Origin of the sequence: Tatumella sp. JGM118, from assembly GCF_018257515.1 — a bacterium.
Classification (GTDB): Bacteria; Pseudomonadota; Gammaproteobacteria; order Enterobacterales; family Enterobacteriaceae; genus Tatumella; species Tatumella terrea.
This window is the reverse complement of sequence record NZ_JAERJR010000014.1, coordinates 57,094-78,709: the sequence shown is the minus strand read 5'-3', so window position 1 is coordinate 78,709 and position 21,616 is coordinate 57,094. Positions and strand designations below refer to the sequence as shown.

Below are 21,616 nucleotides of genomic sequence, written 5' to 3'. Positions count from 1 at the left end.
ATCGCGCTTTGCCGTGTCAGTGGGAGCGCATTATAGGGAGATAATTTTTTCTGACAAGGGTTTATTTCAAATAAATTTCTGAGTGTTGTTTTTTTATTCACACAACACTCAAAGTGCGAGTTTTTCGAGCGAAATGAACCCATAACGCTGTAGAACGGGTAATAATTGCTCAGCCCGGGAAGTCAGTTCCGTGCAATACGCGATATCCGGTAATACGGTATTGATCACCGGTGAGCCATTTTCCAGTAGCCAGGCCGTTCTTCTGGCGATGGCCGCGCCCGAATCCACCAGCCGGGTGCCTTCCGGTAATACAGCCTGTAACTCAGCTTTAAGTAAAGGAAAGTGCGTACACCCCAGTACTACCGTGTCAGGAGGTTCCGGCAGAACGAGCCATGGCTGAATAATGTCTTTTATTTCCTGTAAAGACACCGGCTCGCCTTGCAGCTTTCTTTCTGCCAGTAATACCAGTTCTGATGATCCCAGCATTTCTATCTGACACTCTTTAGCAAACTGCTGTACTAATTGCTGCGTATAACTGCGTTTGACGGTCCCGCGGGTCGCCAGCACCCCGACAACGCCGTTACGGGTCAGACGGGCTGCAGGTTTAATCGCCGGCACGACTCCCACGACCGGAAAGTCAAACACCTCCCGCAACGCGGGCAAAGAGACAGTACTTGCGGTATTACAGGCAACGACCGCAATAGACACCGGATACTGGCGGGTAATCGCTGTGGTAATAGCGGTGATCCGCTGCACAATAAACTGTTCCGTTTTTTCTCCGTAGGGAAAACCGGCATTATCGAATACATAGATATAGTGTGCCTCAGGCAATAACTGCCTGATTTCATCATACACCGAGAGTCCGCCGACTCCGGAGTCGAAGACTAATATGGTGGGTCGCCCGCCCGGGCCGCGGGTCGCAAATGACGGAGCTAACTCTTCCTGAACATCTCTGGGCATATACTGTCTCAATGTTATCAGCCAACAGGAGCCGCTATTCTATCACGATCCCCGGCGGCAGGAGGGGTGGTCTTGATGCCGCCGGGGATCGGCTGGTGACAGAAAACCGACACCGGACAGCCCGATGAGGTACACCCCGGGCTGGACATCAGTGACGGAATCCCTACAATCGCCGCCTACTGACCAACAACCAGGATTAATCATGACCCCGGAACATCTTCCTGTAGAACACTATGACGACCAGCTGGCGGAAAAGGTAAATCGCCTGACAACGATGATGACGCCCTTCAATGCACCAGAGGCACAAGTCTTTCGTTCACCGGTCAGCCATTACCGTATGCGCGCTGAATTCCGTATCTGGCATCAGGAAGATGATCTGTACCACATCATTTTTGATCAGCAGACCCGGCAGAGAATAAAAGTCGAGACATTTCCTGCCGCCAGCGAACTTATCAACACCATGATGCCGCTGATGATTGAGGCACTACGCGATAATAAAATCCTGCGCCATAAACTGTTCCAGATTGACTACCTGTCGACCTGTAGCGGGAAAATTATTATCTCCCTGCTCTACCATCGTAAATTAGATGATATCTGGCAGACCGAAATGTCCCGCTTGCGGGATCAGTTCCGCGCCAGTGGAATAGACGTACACTTTATCGGCCGTGCGACAAAAACCAAAATCTGCCTGGACCAGGACGCTATCGATGAAGTGCTGACCATCGACGGCAAAGAGATGATCTACCGTCAGGTAGAAAATAGCTTCACCCAGCCCAATGCCGCCATTAATGTACAGATGCTGGAATGGGCACTGGATGTCACACGTCAGTCGACGGGTGACCTGCTGGAGCTGTATTGCGGCAATGGTAACTTCTCTCTGGCGCTGGCCAGGAACTTCCGGCGGGTACTGGCCACAGAAATCGCTAAGCCTTCGGTAGAGTCGGCAAAATATAATATTGCTGCAAATAAGATAGACAATGTTCAGGTGGTACGTATGTCGGCCGAGGAGTTCACTCAGGCAATGAATGGCGTGCGGCAATTTAATCGTCTGGAAGGAATAGATCTGAGCAGTTATGAGTGCGAGACCATCTTTGTCGACCCGCCACGCAGTGGACTGGATCAGGAAACACTGAAGATGGTTCAGGCCTACCCGGCAATTCTGTATATTTCCTGTAATCCGGAAACCCTGTGCGATAACCTGCAGACGTTAACAGAGACACATCAGATAGAACGTCTGGCACTGTTTGACCAGTTTCCTTATACCCACCATATGGAATGCGGTGTCATGCTGCGGCGTAAAGCCTGATTAAAGACCCCGCCGCTGGCGGGGTTTTCGTTTAACGGCCGCGAAAGCGACTGAACATCCAGAACACCAGACAAACCATGACCAGTGTCGGAAAGAAATTAGAGCCAATTTCCGGGTACTGCGCACGAATGATAGCACTGTACAAAAAGATCCCCAGAAAGAAGAACCCCGCGGCGAGCGAAGGCATACCTTCCGGCATACTGCGATTCAGGTAACGTTTATGCAGATACCAGACCGCCAGCCCCAGGGATATTAACGGGAAAAATGAAAACGGCACATAACTGCTAAACAGTGCGGTGAAGGTACCATGGATGGATAAACCGGTGATAAAAGCTAAGATCAGTGTTCCTTTATCACGAGGATTTTGCTCAGTCATAATATTACCTGTTTGTTTACTCTTCTGATTTATCTGTGGCTGAAGCCAATCGCTCTTGTTCCCGACGATACCAGTAATAGGCACCTTTCGAAATCATTCTTAACTGAAGGACCAGACGCTCTTCCAGTTTGCGCCGCTGCTCAATATCCACATCCACCGCTTCGGCACCGGCACTAAAAACAATCGTCACCATTGCTTCTGCCTGCGCTTCTGTAAAACTGCGGGGCATGTGGTTTTCTAATTCAAGGTAGTCGGCCAGCTCAGCAATAAAATGCTGAATCTCCCGCGCAACAGCGGCACGAAAAGCCGCCGAGGTTCCGGAACGCTCACGCAGTAATAAACGAAAGGCATTCGGATTATTGCCGATAAATTCCATAAAGGTAGAAACGGAGGTTTTGATGATGCTGCCACCCTTGGCAATTCGCTGGCGGGCCTGGCGCATTAACTGGCGTAACATGAGCCCGCTCTCATCGACCATCGTCAGGCCAAGCTCATCAACATCCTTAAAGTGCCGGTAGAAGGATGTCGGTGCAATACCGGCTTCACGGGCAACTTCACGCAGACTCAAACTGGTAAAGCTGCGTTCCGCACTTAACTGACTGAACGCTGCTTCAATAAGAGTACGTCTTGTACGTTCTTTTTGCTGTGCTCTGACGCCCATCATCTCTGCCTTTTTACACTTCATTTTGGCACTATATCAAAATTATCAGCGTACAGTGGCGCAAACTTTGTGAACGCCTGTTAACTTATAAATCAGCCCCTGAAACAAGAAATAACACGATTGGCATTCAGGTGATTTGAACAAAATGTTATATTTACGTTGTTATAATGTTTTAGAACATAGGACGTGTGAATATGCAAAAGCCTTACGATTATGATGCGATTGTGATTGGCTCCGGCCCCGGCGGTGAAGGTGCCGCCATGGGACTGGTGAAGCAAGGTACAAAGGTTGCTGTTATCGAGCGCTTTCACAATATCGGGGGAGGTTGTACCCATTGGGGCACAATCCCGTCAAAAGCACTGCGTCATGCGGTCAGCAGAATCATTGAATTTAACCAGAACCCGTTATACAGCGATCACACCCGCCTGCTGCGCTCCTCATTTGCAGACATTCTGAAACACACGGAAAATGTTATTCAGCAGCAAACCAATATGCGTCAGGGGTTCTATGAGCGTAATCACTGTGAACTCTATCAGGGCGATGCGCATTTTATTGATGATCACACGCTGGAGGTTGTCCTTCCTGATGGTTCCTGCGAGCGACTGACTGCCGCTAAGTTTGTTATCGCTTGCGGTTCGCGTCCATATCATCCGGATAGCGTAGACTTTTCCCATCCGCGCATTTACGACTCAGATTCCATCCTCGATCTTCATCATGAACCTTCCCATGTCATCATTTACGGTGCCGGGGTCATTGGTTGTGAGTATGCGTCTATTTTCCGCGGTCTCGGTGTAAAAGTTGATTTGATTAATACCCGTGACCGTTTACTGGCCTTTCTGGATCAGGAAATGTCAGATTCACTCTCTTATCATTTCTGGAACAGCGGCGTAGTTATCCGCCACAACGAAGAATTTGAAAAAGTGGAAGCCAATGACGATGGTGTCATTGTATCGCTGAAGTCCGGTAAACGGATGAAAGCCGATTGCCTGCTCTATGCTAACGGACGCACAGGGAACACCGACTCACTGACGCTGGAAAATGCCGGACTGGAAGCCGATAGCCGCGGGTTGCTGAAGGTCAACAGTATGTATCAGACAGCACAGCCCCACATTTATGCGGTCGGCGATGTCATCGGCTATCCGAGCCTGGCTTCTGCGGCCTATGATCAGGGCAGGATTGCTGCACAGGCGATTGTGAAAGGAGAAGCGACAGCCCATCTGATCGAAGATATTCCGACCGGGATTTATACCATTCCGGAAATCAGCTCTGTCGGCAAAACAGAACAGCAGTTAACGGCCATGAAAATCCCTTACGAAGTCGGCCGGGCACAGTTTAAACATCTCGCCCGTGCTCAAATCGTCGGCATGAACATCGGTAGCCTGAAAATACTCTTCCACCGCGATACCAAAGAAATTCTGGGTATCCATTGCTTCGGTGAGCGCGCGGCAGAAATTATTCATATCGGTCAGGCCATTATGGAGCAGAAAAATGGCGGTAATACACTCGAGTACTTTGTAAATACCACCTTTAACTACCCGACCATGGCTGAAGCTTATCGCGTTGCTGCGCTAAATGGCCTTAATCGTCTATTTTGACAGGCTCCCTGAATCACGCATATGTGCACTGATTGTCTCTGCCAGTTGTTCATAACGACTGCGCAGAGGCGAGCCCGGGCGATAGATCAGTGCAATGGTGCGCTGAGGAACCGGCTTATCACAAGGGATATAGCATACGCCATCCCGCTCCCTTTCATTCGGGATAGCCAGTGAAGGCATCAGAGTGATACCGCTGCCCGCAGCGACCATATTCCGTAAGGTCTCCAGACTGGTGGCCCGGAAATGAGTGTCTTCATCCGCACCGGCGGAAAAACAGAAGCCCATCGCCTGATCTCTCAGACAGTGTCCGTCCTGTAGCATCAGCAGTTTCTCACCGGCCAGTTCAGACATCGGGACTCTTTCCCGCTGGTGCCAGGGATGATCGGAATAGACCGCCAGTTTCATCGGTTCATCAAATAACGGCACTTCGATAAACGCTTCGGTCTCTTTTACCAGTGCCATAATGGCACAATCCAGTTGTCCGCTATCCAGTTGCGCCAGTAACTGTTGTGTCTGTGCTTCATGCAGATACATTTCCAGTTTCGGGAACGTCTGATGCAACATAGGGATGATCTGAGGTAATAAATACGGACCGACCGTCGGAATGAGGCCGATATGTAAAGGACCGGACATGGTTTCGCCTTGCTGACTGGCCATTTCCTTAAGTACTTTCACTTCCCGCAGGACAGTACGGGCCTGATCCACCAGCAGTAAACCGGCCTGAGTGAAGAGTACCTTGCGACTGGTACGTTCCAACAGCATGACGCCCAGTTCATCTTCCAGTTTACGGATTTGACCGCTCAGCGTAGGCTGGCTGACATGACAGGCATCCGCAGCCCGACGAAAATGGCGATGTTCTGCCAGTGAAACCAGATACTCAAGGTCACGAATATTCATTAATTTCCTCCGGCGCATGATAGTTCATGGCGATAGATAGCATAGCAATCAACGATTAGCCCTATCAAGGCAGGAAAGTAATAATAATGGCATCAGATTCAAATTACCGATGATTGAGTGTGTTAATACACCAGACAGGAGAAGATATGTCAGAGACTTATGAAGGTCGTTCAGTACCCCAGGTTACCTTTCACACCCGTCAGGGCGACAAATGGGTCAATGTAACCACCGATGATTTGTTCAAAAACAAAACGGTCATCGTATTCTCATTGCCGGGGGCTTTTACCCCGACATGTTCGTCCAGCCATCTGCCGCGCTACAACGAGCTGTACAGTGTATTCTCACAGCACGGCGTTGACGATATTCTGTGTATTTCCGTCAACGATACCTTCGTGATGAATGCATGGAAAGCCGATCAGCACGCTGAAAACATTACCTTTATTCCGGACGGTAATGGTGACTTTACCCGTGGCATGGATATGCTGGTCGAAAAAGAAGACCTGGGCTTCGGAGCACGCTCATGGCGTTACTCTATGCTGGTTCGCGACGGCAAAGTCGAGAAAATGTTTGTTGAACCTAACAAACCCGGTGACCCGTTTGAAGTCTCTGATGCTGATACTATGCTGCAGTACCTGGCTCCGGATGTGAAACTGCAGGAGTCTGTGTCTCTGTTTACTAAGCCGGGTTGCCAGTTCTGCGCCAAAGCAAAACAGATGCTGCAGGAGCGTGGGATCCAGTATGAAGAGATTATTTTAGGTCAGGATGCTACCACCGTCAGCCTGCGAGCCGTCACCGGTCGCGCAACGGTGCCTCAGGTCTTTATCGGTGGCCGTCATATCGGTGGCAGCGATGATCTGGAGCAGTACTTCCTGCGCGGATAATGGCTGCCTGACGGCCGCTCTCCCGTAAACATAAAAAAAACAGCGGACCCGGGTCCGCTGTTTTTATTTCACCCGTCACTTAACTCAGGCGTTTTTTAGCCTCACTGATGGCCGAGGCCACCTGAGCCGGGGCCACTCCACCCTGTGCATTACGTTTGTCCAGGCAGGACTGTAAGGACAGGATCGGGTAAACATCCTGGTCAATCACCGGACTGAAGGCTTTAAGTTCCTCCAGCGATAAGGCTTCCAGCGCCACCCCTTTATGGATCGCCGCGACAACAGCTTCACCCACAATATGGTGAGCTTCACGGAAAGGGACACCTTTTGCCACCAGATAATCAGCCAGTTCGGTGGAATTCGCATATCCCTGCTCTGCCGCTTCCTGGCAGCGCGGACGTTTCACCTGAATGCCTTCCAGTACTAACCCCGCCATATGCAGACAATCCAGCCAGGTGTCCAGAGCATCGAACAGCCCTTCTTTATCTTCCTGCATGTCTTTGTTATAGGCCAGGGGTAACCCTTTCAGGGTCATCATCATCCCGGTCAGTGCGCCCTGTACACGGCCACATTTACCGCGGATCAGTTCCAGCGCATCCGGGTTCTTTTTCTGTGGCATCAGGGAAGAGCCTGAGGTCACTTTATCAGACAGCTCAACAAAGCCGGCTTCACCGGAGTTGAAGAAAATCAGGTCTTCCGCAAAGCGGGACAAATGCACCATACCGATGGAGGCATCCGAGAGTAATTCCAGCACATGGTCACGATCAGAAACGGAATCCAGGCTGTTACGTGTCGCAGACGCAAAACCTAACCAACCGGCCAGCTGTTCACGATCGATCTCATAGGCGGTTCCGGCCAGCGCACCACATCCCAGCGGGCTGACATCCAGACGCTTTAACGCGTCCTGTAACCGGCTTTCATCCCGTGCCAGCATTTCGGTATAGGCCAGACACCAGTGAGCAAAAGTGACCGGCTGGGCACGTTGCAGATGGGTATACCCCGGCATGACTGCATCCTGATTCGCCTCCGCAGTCACTACCAGCGCCTGCTGTAACTCACGGGTGGCGTTCAGAAGCTCGCTAACCTGTTGCTTACACCATAGTTTCAGGTCAGTCGCTACCTGGTCGTTACGGCTGCGGCCGGTATGCAGTTTTTTACCCAGCCCGCCGACTTTGTCGATAAGCTTACCTTCGACCCAGCTATGGATATCTTCGGCATCGCTTTGCAATATCTGCTCAGGGTTCGCACGAACTTCGCTCAGAAGGGTGTGCAGTGCCTGTTCCAGCTGTTGCTGTTCTTCCTTGCTCAGGACGCCGACCGTCACCAGCGCTTTAGACCAGGCCACTGAACCGGTGATGTCCTGTTCTGCCAGCCGGTAGTCAAAACGCAGAGAGTCGTTAAATTGTTTAAACCGCTGGTCTGCCGCCTGAGTAAAACGTCCACCCCACAGTGCCATAATGATGCTCCCTATAATGGGTTATTCTGAACTGCAGGGCAGCCATACCGCTACCCTGCTCCGGATTATCTGACCGGAATCTTATTTCTGTTCTTTCAGTGCACGGATACGTGAAGACAGTGAGTACAAACGAATGAAGCCGCCGGCATGGCTGTGATCATAAACTTCATCTTCACCGAAGGTAGCAAACTCTTCTGAATACAGGCTGTTTTCTGATTTCTTCTGAATTGCGCTGACCTGGCCTTTGTATAACTGCAGCACGACTTCACCGTTAACCTCTTCCGCCAGCGATTCTGCTGAAGCCTGTAACGACTTACGCAGTGGCGTAAACCAGCGTCCGTCATACACAACATATGACATTTCCAGGCCCAGCTGTTCACGCCATTTGTAGCTATCGCGATCCAGTACCAGCTGTTCAACGGCACGTAAAGCGTTCACCATAATGGTGCCACCGGGGGTTTCATAACATCCACGGGATTTCATACCCACCAGACGGTTTTCGACGATATCGATACGGCCAACACCGTGTTTAGCACCCAGTACATTCAGTTTTTCCAGGCAACCGAAAGGCGTCAGTGCTTCACCGTTAACCGCAACGACCTGACCTTTCTCAACTCTCACGGTCACTTGTTCAGGCTGGTCCGGAGCTTCCAGTGGGTCGGTCGTCCAGACCCAGCAGTCTTTGTTCGACGCATTCCACGGGCTTTCCAGCACGCCGCCTTCGGTCGAGATATGCCAGGCATTCTCATCACGGCTGTAGATTTTTTCCAGTGTCGCTGTGGTCGGGATATTACGCTCTTTCAGATAGGCCAGCAGGGCTTCACGTGAACGCAGATCCCATTCACGCCATGGCGCAACGACTTTCAGCTGAGGTGCCAGTGCGGCATAGGTGCTTTCGAAACGTACCTGATCATTTCCTTTGCCGGTAGCACCATGACATACCGCATCCGCGCCCACTTTCAGGGCCAGCTCAACCTGAGCTTTAGCAATGATAGGACGTGCCATTGAGGTTCCCAGCAGGTAGGTTCCCTCATACAGTGCGCCGGTTTGCAGCACCGGATAAACATAATCACTAATGAACTCTTCACGCAGATCAACGACATGACATTCTGAGGCGCCTGACTGCAGGGCTTTCCCTTCAACACCGACCAGATCTTCCGGATCCTGACCGACGTTAGCGACAAAAGCGACAACTTCACAGCCGTAGTTCTCTTTCAGCCAGGGAATGATCGCCGAAGTGTCCAGTCCGCCGGAGTACGCCAGAACGATTTTTTTAATACCTTGAGTTTGCATCGTTTAATCCTTGAATCAGTCTTTGTCGTTAAGCCAAAATCCGGGTGCCGATGGACACGCCGTTAAATAAGTCAGGTAACTGCTCTGCATGCCGCCAGCTGGCAATATCCACCGGCCGGCCCAGCGTTCTTGCAGCATCCAGCGCCGCATGGACTTTCACAATCATACCGTCAGTAATGATGCCCTGAGCAATTAAGGCCTCAGCCTTCTCAGCGGTCATTTCTTCAATACGCTGGCCTTTACCGTCGAGAATACCGCTCACATCAGACAGCAGTACCAGATCTGCGCCTAAGGTGGAAGCCAGCGCTGTGGCGGCCTGGTCAGCATTCACATTCATCAACAGTCCGTCGTCGGTGATCCCGATAGAACTGATGATCGGTAAATAACCGCTGCCGGTTAATGTATTCACCAGTGCCGGATTACCGGGCGTCGCTTTACCGACATGGCCCAGCTCTTCATCAAACTGCGCGACATTCGCGATGCCGCCGTCACCCAGTGACAGGCCGACCGCATTAATGCCGTATTTTCTGGCCCAGGCCAGTAACGTTTTATTGGCCGTCCCCGCCAGAGCACCGGTAATGATGTCTATCTGATCTGCCGGGGTAACCCGTAATCCGTTTTTCTTACTGACCGGCAGAGCCAGTTTCTTCATCAGTTCGTCAACCAGGCAACCGCCGCCATGGACAATCACCAGGGGACGCTGATGACTCTGACGGTATGCCAGCAATGCATCAAATAATCTGCCCAGCGCTTCTTCGCTATCCAGCAGTACGCCGCCCAGTTTAATAATTAATGGATTTGTCATGGAAAACACCTGCATTTAAAGCAAAGACAGCGTTTCAGGATAACCGAAACGAATATTCATACACTGTACGGCGTGCGAGGAAGCCCCTTTCAGCAGGTTATCTTCCGCACTCACCACAATGACATGTTCACCGTCGACCGCAAAACCGATATCGCAGAAAGGCAGGCCGATCACGGATTTCAGGGCCGGCACGCCGGAGTCATAAAGGCGAACCAGCGGTTTATCATCATAGGCATCGTGGAAAGCCTTCGCCACCTGCTCTGCGGTCACTCCGGGTTTCAGGCGACAGGTGCTCGTGGCCAGAATACCGCGCGGGAAGCTGCCCAGCTGCGGCGTAAAGACCACCGGCGTCCCCAGATGTGCAGAAATTTCCGGTTGATGGCGGTGCGTAAACAGCCCGTAGGGTTGCAGGCTGACTTCACAGAAGCTGGTATTCAGCGAGGCTTTCCTTCCGGAGCCGCTGACACCGCTGGTTGCATTGATAACCGGCCACTGATCCGTGTTCAGTAATCCGGCGGCCAGCAACGGTTTAATCGCCAGCTGCGACGCTGTCGGATAGCAACCCGGCACGGCAATCAGATTCGTTTGTTTAATCTGCTCTGCCTGCCATTCCGCCATACCATAGGCCGCCTGTGCCAGCAGTTCAGGGTACTGATGGGTAAAGCCGTAGTAGCGGGTATAGAACTCTGCACTATTGACCCGCCAGGCACCTGACAGATCCAGGACCACACAGCCATGTTCTAAAAACTGTGGTGCTAAATCGTGGCTGACTTCATGCGCGGTTGCCAGGAACACAACATCCGCTTCTTTTGCCACTGCGGCAACGTCGGTGAGCGGCTGCAGCCGGAGATCCACACGACCTTTCAGTTGCGGGTAAATATCGGACAACAATTTTCCCGCATCCGGACTTTGCGCTGATACCGCAATTCCGGTTATGTTTATGTGTGGATGGCGATTCAGGTAAGTGACCAGTTCAACACCAGCATAACCACTGGCACCAACAATCAGCGTCTTCAACATCAGGCTGTGTACCTTTTACGTAAAGTCTATGATTCAGGACAGGGTATGCCCCGCTCCCCGGGTTGCCTTCGTAAGCAAAAGAAGTTCACATGCTTAAGGCTATAATGTATTTTTATTCATAATTAGTGCATGAATATTGATACATCCTAACGCAAGGACCGTCAACAGTGAAGACAAAATTACCTCCTTTTATTGAGCTTTATCGTCAGTTAATTGCGACGCCTTCTGTCAGTGCGACAGAAAGCGCCTTAGATCAGAGTAATGAAGGGCTGATCAACTTACTGGCGGGCTGGTTCCGTGACCTGGGGTTTCATACCGAAGTCCAGCCGGTCCCGGAAACACGGAATAAATTTAACCTGCTGGCCAGGGCCGGAAGCGGCACCGGCGGGCTGATGCTGGCAGGGCATACCGATACCGTACCGTTCGATGACGGTCGCTGGACCCAGGACCCCTTTACACTGACAGAACGTGATAACAAACTCTATGGTCTGGGGACGGCGGATATGAAAGGCTTTTTTGCCTTTATCCTGGATACCTTGCGCGATATTGATATCACCCGCCTGAAGAAGCCGCTGTATATTCTGGCGACGGCAGACGAAGAAACCACCATGGCCGGTGCCAGCTATTTTGCCCGTACCACCGACCTGCGCCCTGATTGCGCCATTATCGGCGAGCCAACCTCGCTGAAACCGGTACGTGCCCATAAGGGACACCTTTCCAAAGCTATCCGTATTCAGGGACAGTCCGGCCATTCAAGCGATCCTGCCCGGGGTGTGAATGCGATTGAACTGATGCATGATGCCATTACGCATCTGACCGGCCTGCGTAATACGCTGAAAGAACGTTATCATCATGACGGTTTCGTCATCCCCTATCCGACCATGAATTTCGGTTCTGTTAACGGCGGTGATGCTCCCAACCGCATCTGTGCCTGCTGTGAATTGCATATGGATATCCGTCCGCTGCCCGGACTGGCGCTGGATGACCTGCACGGCTTATTAATGGAAGCACTGACACCGGTGAGCGAACGCTGGCCGGGCCGGCTGACCGTCAGTGATCTGCATCCGCCCATCCCGGGGTATGAATGTCCCCGTCACCATGGACTGGTGAAAGTTATCGAAAAACTGCTGGGCCGCGAAACAGAGATCGTTAACTATTGCACCGAAGCGCCTTTTATTCAGGAGCTTTGTCCGACACTGGTGCTCGGCCCCGGTTCTATCGAGCAGGCGCATCAGCCTGATGAATACCTCGATACGGCCTTTATTAATCCGACCCGCGAATTACTCGAGCGCGTTGTGCAGCATTTCTGTCATTAAAATTTATTACCGGGGATATTGATTAAATCCCCGGCACCCTTTTCTCTTTAATAAGAATAGCTTATCAAAGAACCTCTCTATCAAATTTTATTAAATTCAGTAAGTTACATTATACCTTTCCCTATGGAAGCCATTTGACGAATCCTCAGTAACATGGCTAGATAAAAGACAGGGTTATGCTGGACTGGTAACAAAATCAGATAAATATGACAGAGGGTTTCAGGGTCACATGAACGAACAATATTCCGCAATGCGAAGTAATGTCAGTATGCTCGGTAAACTGCTCGGGGATACCGTAAAGGATGCCTTAGGGGAAAACATTCTTGAACGCGTAGAAACCATACGTAAACTCTCCAAGTCATCCCGTGCAGGGAATGAGGCTGACCGTCAGGAACTTCTTTCTACCCTGCAAAACTTATCTAATGATGAATTATTACCGGTCGCCAGAGCCTTCAGCCAGTTCCTTAATCTGACTAACGTTGCTGAACAGTACCAGACCATCTCTCTGCAGGCCCAGGGCGCCAACAACCCCGAACTTCTGAAACAGGAATTCGAACGGTTAAAACAAAATAACACTCTGACCCGCAGCGATATTCTGAAAGCTATCGAGTCGCTTTCGATAGAGCTGGTACTCACTGCTCACCCGACGGAGATCACCCGTCGTACGCTTATCCATAAACTGGTTGAAGTGAATAGCTGCCTGAAACAACTCGATCATAGTGATCTGACCGACTACGAACGTAATACCGTCATGCGGCGCTTACGTCAGCTAGTGGCACAGGCCTGGCATACGGATGAAATTCGTAAGATCAGGCCCACGCCGGTTGATGAAGCCAAATGGGGGTTTGCTGTCGTTGAAAACAGTCTGTGGGAAGGTGTACCTGCGTTTCTGCGCGAACTGAATGAGCAGGCCGAAGAAACCTTCGGGATTACCCTGCCGGTCGATTTTGTGCCGGTAAAATTCACCTCCTGGATGGGCGGGGATCGTGACGGTAACCCGAATGTCACCGCGCCGGTGACCCGTCATGTCATCCAGCTGAGTCGCTGGAAAGCCGCCGATTTATTCCTGCGCGATATCGGCGTCCTTATCTCTGAGCTTTCGATGTCGGTCTGTACCGATGAGGTCCGTGAATTGTGTGGCGATCCGGAGGCTCTGGAACCGTATCGCGTTATACTGAAACGTCTTCGTACCCAACTGACCACAACCCAGAGTTACCTGGAAAGACGCCTGAAAGGCGAACGTCCGTCCCGTCCCGCCGACCTGCTGATTGCCAATGAGCAGTTATGGGACCCGTTATTCGCCATTTACCAGTCCTTAAAACAGTGCGGCATGGGGATTATTGCCAATGGTCAGTTGCTGGATACCCTGCGCCGGATTAAATGCTTTGGCGTCCCGCTGGTGCGTATTGATGTACGCCAGGAGAGTACCCGCCATACCGAGGCGCTGGCAGAAATTACCCGCTATCTGGGGCTGGGCGATTATGAAAACTGGTCAGAAGCCGATAAGCAGGCTTTCCTTATCCGCGAACTGAACTCTAAACGGCCGCTACTGCCGCAGCAGTGGGAACCGGGACCGGACACCCGTGAGGTGCTGGAGACCTGCCGGGTGGTTGCCGAAGTCCCTCAGGGCTCAATCGCGGCCTACGTGATTTCTATGGCGAAAACACCGTCCGACGTGCTGGCGGTTCATCTGTTACTGAAAGAAGCCGGCATCCGTTATGCCATGCCGGTCGCCCCGCTGTTTGAAACCCTTGATGACCTGAATAATGCCAATGATGTCATGACACAGTTACTGAACATTGACTGGTATCGCGGCTTTATCCAGGGCAAACAGATGGTGATGATCGGCTATTCCGACTCCGCCAAAGATGCCGGTGTCATGGCCGCCAGCTGGGCGCAATATCAGGCCCAGGATGCTCTGATCAAGACCTGTGAGAAGGCCGGTATTGCCCTGACACTGTTCCATGGCCGTGGCGGCTCGATTGGCCGTGGGGGTGCTCCGGCACATGCTGCGCTGTTATCACAGCCTCCGGGCAGCCTGAAGGGCGGGTTACGCGTGACTGAACAGGGTGAGATGATCCGCTTTAAGTTCGGCCTGCCGGAAGTGACCATTGCCAGCCTGTCGCTGTATACCGGCGCAATCCTTGAGGCTAACCTGCTACCACCGCCGGAGCCAAAACCGGAATGGCAAAGGATTATGGATCAGCTCTCCGCGGACTCCTGCGACATGTATCGCGGCTATGTTCGTGAACATGCGGATTTCGTTCCGTATTTCCGTTCTGCAACGCCGGAACAGGAGCTGGGGAAACTGCCTCTGGGATCCCGTCCGGCAAAACGCCGCCCTGCCGGGGGCGTGGAATCTTTACGTGCCATCCCGTGGATCTTTGCCTGGACCCAAAACCGGTTAATGTTGCCAGCCTGGCTTGGCGCCGGGGCGGCACTGCAAAAAACGATCTCTGCCGGGCAACAGAAAGTACTGGAAACGATGTGTCATGACTGGCCGTTTTTTTCGACCCGTATCGGCATGCTGGAAATGGTATTTGCGAAAGCTGACCTCTGGTTAGCGGAATATTATGACCAGCGTCTGGTCGATCCTTCACTCTGGGGTCTGGGCGAACAGTTACGGGCTCAACTGGCCGACGACATTAACACCGTGCTGGCGATATCTAATGATGCCCATCTGATGGCCGATCAGCCATGGATTGCAGAATCTATTGCACTGCGGAATGTCTACACTGACCCGCTTAACGTCTTACAGGCCGAGTTGCTTTCCCGCTCCCGGGCCTGTGAGGCTGCCGGAGAGGTGACAGCACCGGAAGTCGAACAGGCACTGATGGTCACGATTGCCGGTATTGCCGCCGGTATGCGTAACACCGGCTAAACCGCGTTATCCTGCGGAGTCCCTGAAAGGCTACCCCGGTGGCCTTTTTTATTTGCAGGGGAAGACCACGTGACCGGCATTTACCGGGTTCCCGACGGGCACAGAAGGGTAAAGGCCCGGTAAAACCCTGCCGGCAGACAATGCCATTAAAAATCCTGAAGGTCCTTTATCGCGGAGAGGTTATTACGTTCCCGATTTTTGCCTGGACTCAGACTGAGGTATAGGGTCATAGCCTGCGGACCCGGACAGCCACGGGCTCCTTCAGAGGATCGCAACAGAAAAAGCACCCGCCGGGTTAACAGCGCTCATTAAAAAAAGTAAGGCCCGAAAATCCGGGCCTCTGGTGAAGCAAAAAAGGAGTGAAGCCCTGATTCCTTCATTTACCTTCAGTGCATTATCATGAAGTTATGTTCATTAAAACGCTTAACTGACTGACATCACCCGGCGGGTGCTTTTTCTGCTATTCGCGTGATCCCCGACGGGATGTTGTCATCACACCGCCGCAATTTGCGGGCGGACTCCGAGGGTGTGGCAGATGGCATAGCTCATTTCTGCCCGGTTCAGCGTGTAGAAATGGAAATCCTTCACGCCTTCCCGGGAGAGGATTTTCACCATATCCATGGCGATATTTGCCCCGACCAGTTTACGGGTCTCCGGGTCATTATCCAGCCCGTCAAACATGGTGTTCATCCAGTTGGGTACGCGAACATTGGTCAGGGTCGCAAAGCGTTGTAACTGCTTAAAGTTACTGACAGGCAGAATGCCCGGCACAATCTCCACATCAATCCCGGTTGCCGCGCAACGGTCACGGAAACGTAAGTAGCTCTCAACATCAAAAAAGAACTGGGTGATCGCACGGTCTGCGCCCGCATCGACTTTGCGTTTCAGACTCAACAGGTCGGCCTGAGCGCTTTTTGCTTCAGGATGCACTTCGGGGTAGGCCGCCACGGAAATATCAAAGTCACCGACGTCTTTCAGTAATGTCACCAGATCAGCCGCATACATATCCGGTTTACCGACACCATTCGGGAAGTCACCCCGCAGTGCCACAATATGGCGGATCCCGTTGTCCCAGTAATCCTGAGCGATGCTGCGAAGCTCATCGCGGTTAGCATCAATACAGGTCAGATGCGGAGCCGCTTCCAGCCCGGTACGCTCTTTAATCCCTTTGATAATACTATGGGTGCGATCACGTTCCCCGGAATTCGCCCCGTAAGTGACAGACACGAATTTCGGTTTCAGACTGCTTAAGCGATCAATGGAGCTCCACAGAATGTCTTCCATATCCTGAGTACGCGGCGGGAAAAACTCAAAAGAAACATTAATACGCCCGTTTAACTCTGAAAGGCTCTGATTAAGCGCCTCGTGCTGATTGGCATGAAAGAAACTCATCCTGTTACCTCGTCGATCGCATCTGTTATGATTTATTAAACGTCTACACGTTTAGACGTCCAGATGTTCAAAATGACGAATTACGGCCAAAGGGTCAACTGAATTATCAGCATGTCACTGTGATAAAAATTCATACAACAGGAGGGGTGCCGCTTACAGGGCAACTGAGAGAATGAGGCAGGCAGAAAAAAGGCAGAGAAAACTCTGCCTGAGAAAAAATCTACAAGAGTTGTGCCAGCCGGTTGAGGTCCGACTGAATGGCTCCCGCAGTGACATCCCGTCCGGCGCCCGGGCCGCGGATAATCAGCGGATTATCCCGGTACCAGCGACTTTCAATTGCAAAGACATTATCGCAGGGTAACAGGGACGCCAGCGGGTGCTCCGGCCTGACAGCCTCCACCCCCACTTTGGCCTTACCACTGGCATCAAAACGTGCCACATAACGCAGAACCAGACCCGCCTCTTTCGCGGCTTCATAACGCTGCAGCATCTGATCATTCAGCGCATCTGCATTCTCAAAGAAATGATCCACCGATTCATCGGTACAGTTTTCCGGGACCAGCGATTCCACACGGACCTGATGAGGTTCTATGTCGTAGCCGGCTTCACGCGCCAGGATCACCAGCTTACGCATCACATCCAGACCCGAGAGATCAACCCGGGGGTCCGGCTCGGTAAGCCCTTGCTGCCATGCCTGGTCCACCAGGTCGGTAAAGGGAACAGAGCCATCATATTGCAGGAATAACCATGACAACGTGCCGGAGAAAATACCGCTGATAGAGAGAATAGAATCTCCGCTATCCCGTAAATCACGCACGGTGTAGTTAATCGGTAAACCGGCCCCGACGGTCGCGTTATACAGCCAGTGGCGTCCGGTGCGGCTGAATGCATCCCTGATCTGGCGCCAGTGAGCACCGTCGGATGACCCTGCCATCTTATTAGCACTGATGATATGAAAACCATAACTGGCAAAGTCCGGATATTGATCGGCAATATTGCCCTCGGCAGTCACATCCAGCACGACCAGATCATCAAACGGATGGTCACGCATCCATAAAAAAAGCGATTCCTGATCCCGGTATTCCGCTTCGTCATCGAACACGTTCAGTACGCGGCTGGTATCCAGCCCTTCATAGTCCAGCAGGCTTTTCCGGCTATCCGCGACACCCGCCAGAACAAATTCGAATCCGCTGCGATCAGAGAGGTTTTCCTGCTCCTTTGCGAATAATTCCAGCCAGCGAGACCCGATATTCCCTTTGCCTAATAAAATGAGTCCAATGCGTTTTTCGGCGCGGAATAGCGACTGATGCAGTCCCTGGATCACGAGCTGCGTCGGCCCCGAACGCAATACGGCCACCAGGCTGATATTTTGTTCGGATTGCCAGACAAACTCTACCGGCTGGTCTTTGATCTGTTGCCAGAAACGGTGCGCATGCAGCGGGTTACGCGTGACGCCAGCGCCCACCATCGCCACCAGCGCCAGCCCATCGCGTAAGCGAACACCTAACGGTAAACCACTTCCCTGCAGCAATGCCAGCGCACTGTCGACCACTTCGGCGGTATAACAGAGTTGCAGTAAATAGCGATCCGAATGCACCCCGGTGGCCAGCGGACGTAGCTGAGCACGTGCGAGTTGTAATTCGACGTCCTTCTTTAAGGCCGCAAAATCATGTTGTTTAGGGATTTCAATTTCAATCAGACAAACATCGTCATGGCTGGTCACGATCCTGGCACCAGTTCCGGATGCCAGTACCCTTTCAATCCGCGTCGACCCCAGATCTGGCTGATAGCTGCAACGTAACTCCAGTTCGATATCACTGCCCGACACCGGTTGCAGTGTGCGGGTATGCAGCACCGGTGCGGCCAGCCTGGCCAGCTCGCTGGCTTCATCAAGCCTCAGTAACGGTAACAGGCAGGCATCAGAGACCTTACGTGGGTCAGCACTGTATACCCCGGCAACATCACTCCAGATGGTCACTTTACTGACGCCTGCCAGCGCACCGATTTGCGTGGCCGAATAGTCAGAGCCGTTACGTCCCAGCAGGACTGTTTCACCGGCCTGGTTGCGGGCGATAAAGCCGGTGATCACCACCCGTTGTCCGCCACAGCCGGTCAGCCGCTGTAACAATAACTGCCGTGATTCTGCTTCCTTAACTTCCGGCTGAGCAGAGCGTTCTGCAGATAAGAATTCGCGCGCATCCAGCCAGCCAGCCTGAAGATCCTGCTGTGTTAATACTGCGGACATCAGCCGCGCTGACCAGATTTCACCGTGACCTACCACTTCAGCATACACAGCATCCGTGATCGCCCCATCCAGCAACACGGCCAGTCGTTCAAGATCGCGAATAAATTCCTGAACCAGCGGTTCAGCCACTGCGGCGGGTAAGAGACTGTTCATCAGCCCTGTCTGGAAGCGGCGCAAATTCTGCTGTACCTGGTGTGCTGATAACCGATCCGTCTGGCTGAGCTGCAGCCAGCTAATCAGCTGATTGGTCGTACTGCCTGCGGCAGACACCACCATCAAATCACCGGGCTTGCTGTATTCAGCCATAATATCAGCAGCACGCTGATAGCATTTTGCATCCGCCAGGCTGCTGCCGCCGAATTTATGCAGTTGTCTCACTTCGGACGCCACACAGTCTGATGAAATCGTCATTCTTACCCCCTGCCTGCCACCCGGAACGCATTTTCCAGATCGGCGACTAAATCTTCATGGTCTTCAATGCCTACAGAGACACGCAATAATGTATCAGAAATTCCTGCCGCTGCTCTCGCCTCTGCCGACATTCCTGCATGTGTCATGGTTGCCGTGTGAGAAATCAGGCTTTCCACGCCGCCGAGAGACTCGGCGAGCGTAAAGAGTTTCAGCGCTTTCAGAAAAGTACGTACTGTCTGTTCATCTCCCTCCAGCTCAAAGCTGAGCATCGCACCAAATCCACGTTGCTGGCGTTTCGCGATGTCATGACCGGCATTTTCCGGTAAGGAAGGATGATAAAGTTTTTTGACCAGAGGCTGTTTTTTTAATGCCTCAACAATGGCCAGCGCATTCCGTTGTGCCGCAGCCATACGGGGACCGAGTGTCCGTAGCCCGCGTAACAGCAAATAACTGTCAAATGCTGAGCCGGTTACGCCGATATTATTGGCCCACCAGGCCAGTTCCGTCACCAGTTCCGGATCTTTTGCAATAACCGTTCCGGCGACCACATCCGAATGGCCGTTCAGATATTTGGTACAGGAATGCAGAACGACATCCACACCCAGTTCCAGCGGGCTCTGAAGGACCGGGCTCATAAAGGTATTATCGGCGACGGTAATCGCTCCCGCCGCTTTCGCTGCACGGCTGATAGCTTTGATATCCACCACCCTTAATAACGGGTTACTCGGCGTCTCAATCAGCACTAGTTTCGGGCCTTCGGCCATCGCGGCGGCCAGTGCCTGTGTATCGCCCTGGTCAATGAACTTTACCCGGAAAGCACCGCGCTTGTGCAGACTGTCTAACAGACGGTAGCTGCCGCCATAACAGTCATGGGGAGCCACCAGCAAATCACCGGGCTTCAGAAAAACGGTGGTTACCAGTAAAATGGCGGACATACCGGTGTTCGTCATGACCGCCCCGGCGCCTCCTTCCAGTTCGGCCAGCGCATTCTGGACGACATCACGCGACGGATTACCCCGACGTGAATAGTCATGGGTTCTTGGCTGATTAAAGTCAGTAAAATTATAGGTCGTGGAAAGGTGGATGGGGGGGACTACACAACCATACTGCTCATCATCATTTAATCCGCTGCGTACGGCAATGGTCGCTTGCTTATGTGTCGTCATGGCGTATTTTCACTGAAAGAGAGAATGTGGCCACAGAATACCACCTGCAAATTAGACGTCAATACATCTAGACTTCCAAATGTCTATGGGTGTAGATTGAGCAACAGTCGCGGAAACGCTAAAATTAGGCCGGGCGGCCAGATTCCGCTACAATTGTCACATTCCGGGCGAGCATTTACCCGCAAAGACAAAAACAAACGAGATATCTGGCATAATAAGCTGAATCCCGGCAAGTTAACTTTTTATTAATTAAGGTACCCCATGGCTGAATGGAATGCCGAATATATCAGCCCTTATGCTGAGCATGGCAAAAAAAGCGAGCAGGTAAAAAAAATTACCGTCTCTATCCCTCTGAAAGTTCTTAAAATTTTGACTGATGAGCGGACCCGTCGTCAGGTAAATAACCTGCGCCATGCCACCAACAGTGAGCTGTTGTGTGAGGCTTTTTTGCATGCATTTACCGGCCAACCGTTACCGGATGACAATGATTTGCGGAAAGAACGCAGTGATGAGATCCCGGAAGTGGCAAAAGTTATTATGCGTGAAATGGGTATCGATCCGGACAAGTGGGAATACTGATGCCGGGCGAGTTCCCCCGCAACGGGTATTTCGCCACGAAAAAAGGTTAAAAAAAACCCGGCAGTGCCGGGTTTTTTTACATCCGAATCGTCAGACTCGTCTGTCAGAAACTTATTTTGAACCAGGAATGCTGAAACGCTTGTTGAAACGCTCAACACGACCACCGGTATCAACAACACGCTGCTTACCAGTATAGAACGGGTGGCATTTACCACAAACGTCCAGGTTTACATCGTGACCGACAGTAGAATGAGTGTTGATAACGTTACCGCAAGAACAGGTAATGGTTACAGCGTTGTATTCCGGGTGAATACCTTTTTTCATGGGAGAACCTCAGTAGAAGGCCGTGTCGCTCTCCGTGCCAGGCGAACCTGCACAG

General features: G+C 52.0%; 18 protein-coding genes. 6 read left to right on the top strand and 12 right to left on the bottom strand.

Annotated features, from left to right (window positions below; translation table 11 throughout):
• Positions 1-108: 108 nt before the first annotated feature.
• Positions 109-960, bottom strand: a complete 852-nt coding sequence (gene murI, locus JK223_RS12825) for a glutamate racemase (protein ID WP_212714562.1) — start codon at positions 958-960, stop codon at positions 109-111.
• Positions 961-1,162: 202 nt separating this feature from the next.
• Here murI and trmA point away from each other — a divergent pair, with 202 nt between their 5' ends.
• Positions 1,163-2,266 (top strand): tRNA (uridine(54)-C5)-methyltransferase TrmA, encoded by a 1,104-nt coding sequence (trmA, locus tag JK223_RS12820; protein WP_212714561.1) that lies wholly within the window; start codon positions 1,163-1,165, stop codon positions 2,264-2,266.
• Between the two features lie 31 nt (positions 2,267-2,297).
• Here the strand turns inward: trmA and JK223_RS12815 are convergent, their stop codons facing one another.
• Positions 2,298-2,642, bottom strand: coding sequence for a YijD family membrane protein (locus JK223_RS12815; protein WP_212714560.1), 345 nt, complete (start codon positions 2,640-2,642; stop codon positions 2,298-2,300).
• A 16-nt stretch (positions 2,643-2,658) separates the two neighbouring features.
• Positions 2,659-3,303 (bottom strand): HTH-type transcriptional repressor FabR, encoded by a 645-nt coding sequence (fabR, locus tag JK223_RS12810; protein ID WP_212714570.1) that lies wholly within the window; start codon positions 3,301-3,303, stop codon positions 2,659-2,661.
• A 194-nt stretch (positions 3,304-3,497) separates the two neighbouring features.
• Here fabR and sthA point away from each other — a divergent pair, with 194 nt between their 5' ends.
• On the top strand, positions 3,498-4,898 hold the full coding sequence (gene sthA, locus JK223_RS12805; RefSeq protein ID WP_212714559.1) for a Si-specific NAD(P)(+) transhydrogenase: 1,401 nt from the start codon (positions 3,498-3,500) through the stop codon (positions 4,896-4,898).
• Here sthA and oxyR read toward each other — a convergent pair.
• A complete protein-coding gene (gene oxyR / locus JK223_RS12800; RefSeq protein ID WP_212714558.1) occupies positions 4,890-5,795 on the bottom strand; it encodes a DNA-binding transcriptional regulator OxyR in 906 nt (301 codons plus the stop codon). The genes sthA and oxyR overlap by 9 nt on opposite strands.
• 146 nt (positions 5,796-5,941) lie before the next feature.
• Between oxyR and JK223_RS12795 the strand changes: the two genes are divergently transcribed.
• Entirely contained in the window at positions 5,942-6,676 is a 735-nt protein-coding gene (locus JK223_RS12795) for a redoxin family protein (RefSeq protein ID WP_029991696.1), read from the top strand.
• Positions 6,677-6,755: 79 nt separating this feature from the next.
• Here the strand turns inward: JK223_RS12795 and argH are convergent, their stop codons facing one another.
• From argH to argC, 4 genes are all read right to left on the bottom strand, one after another.
• On the bottom strand, positions 6,756-8,129 hold the full coding sequence (gene argH, locus JK223_RS12790; RefSeq protein ID WP_212714557.1) for an argininosuccinate lyase: 1,374 nt from the start codon (positions 8,127-8,129) through the stop codon (positions 6,756-6,758).
• 81 nt (positions 8,130-8,210) lie between these two features.
• Complete coding sequence (locus JK223_RS12785) at positions 8,211-9,422, bottom strand: argininosuccinate synthase (protein ID WP_212714556.1); 1,212 nt, start codon at positions 9,420-9,422, stop codon at positions 8,211-8,213.
• 28 nt (positions 9,423-9,450) lie between these two features.
• A complete protein-coding gene (gene argB / locus JK223_RS12780; RefSeq protein WP_212714555.1) occupies positions 9,451-10,227 on the bottom strand; it encodes an acetylglutamate kinase in 777 nt (258 codons plus the stop codon).
• Between the two features lie 15 nt (positions 10,228-10,242).
• The gene (gene argC / locus JK223_RS12775) at positions 10,243-11,247 is read right to left on the bottom strand and encodes an N-acetyl-gamma-glutamyl-phosphate reductase (protein WP_212714554.1); all 1,005 of its coding nucleotides are present in this window, start codon (positions 11,245-11,247) and stop codon (positions 10,243-10,245) included.
• 167 nt (positions 11,248-11,414) lie between these two features.
• Here argC and argE point away from each other — a divergent pair, with 167 nt between their 5' ends.
• Positions 11,415-12,563, top strand: coding sequence for an acetylornithine deacetylase (argE, locus tag JK223_RS12770; protein ID WP_212714553.1), 1,149 nt, complete (start codon positions 11,415-11,417; stop codon positions 12,561-12,563).
• Between the two features lie 229 nt (positions 12,564-12,792).
• Complete coding sequence (gene ppc / locus JK223_RS12765) at positions 12,793-15,444, top strand: phosphoenolpyruvate carboxylase (protein ID WP_212714552.1); 2,652 nt, start codon at positions 12,793-12,795, stop codon at positions 15,442-15,444.
• 492 nt (positions 15,445-15,936) lie between these two features.
• On the opposite strand, the gene metF is transcribed toward ppc, so the two are convergent.
• From metF to metB, 3 genes are all read right to left on the bottom strand, one after another.
• Entirely contained in the window at positions 15,937-16,836 is a 900-nt protein-coding gene (gene metF, locus JK223_RS12760) for a methylenetetrahydrofolate reductase (protein ID WP_212714551.1), read from the bottom strand.
• Between the two features lie 220 nt (positions 16,837-17,056).
• Complete coding sequence (locus JK223_RS12755) at positions 17,057-19,492, bottom strand: bifunctional aspartate kinase/homoserine dehydrogenase II (protein ID WP_212714550.1); 2,436 nt, start codon at positions 19,490-19,492, stop codon at positions 17,057-17,059.
• A gap of 2 nt (positions 19,493-19,494) precedes the next feature.
• Positions 19,495-20,658 carry a cystathionine gamma-synthase gene (gene metB, locus JK223_RS12750; RefSeq protein WP_212714549.1) on the bottom strand — a complete coding sequence of 388 codons (1,164 nt, stop codon included), beginning with the start codon at positions 20,656-20,658 and terminating at the stop codon, positions 19,495-19,497.
• 261 nt (positions 20,659-20,919) lie between these two features.
• On the opposite strand from metB, the gene metJ reads away from it, so the two are divergent.
• The gene (gene metJ, locus JK223_RS12745) at positions 20,920-21,237 is read left to right on the top strand and encodes a met regulon transcriptional regulator MetJ (protein ID WP_025902375.1); all 318 of its coding nucleotides are present in this window, start codon (positions 20,920-20,922) and stop codon (positions 21,235-21,237) included.
• A gap of 111 nt (positions 21,238-21,348) precedes the next feature.
• Here metJ and rpmE read toward each other — a convergent pair whose 3' ends face one another.
• Positions 21,349-21,561, bottom strand: a complete 213-nt coding sequence (gene rpmE / locus JK223_RS12740; protein ID WP_212714548.1) for a 50S ribosomal protein L31 — start codon at positions 21,559-21,561, stop codon at positions 21,349-21,351.
• Between the last annotated feature and the right edge of the window lie 55 nt (positions 21,562-21,616).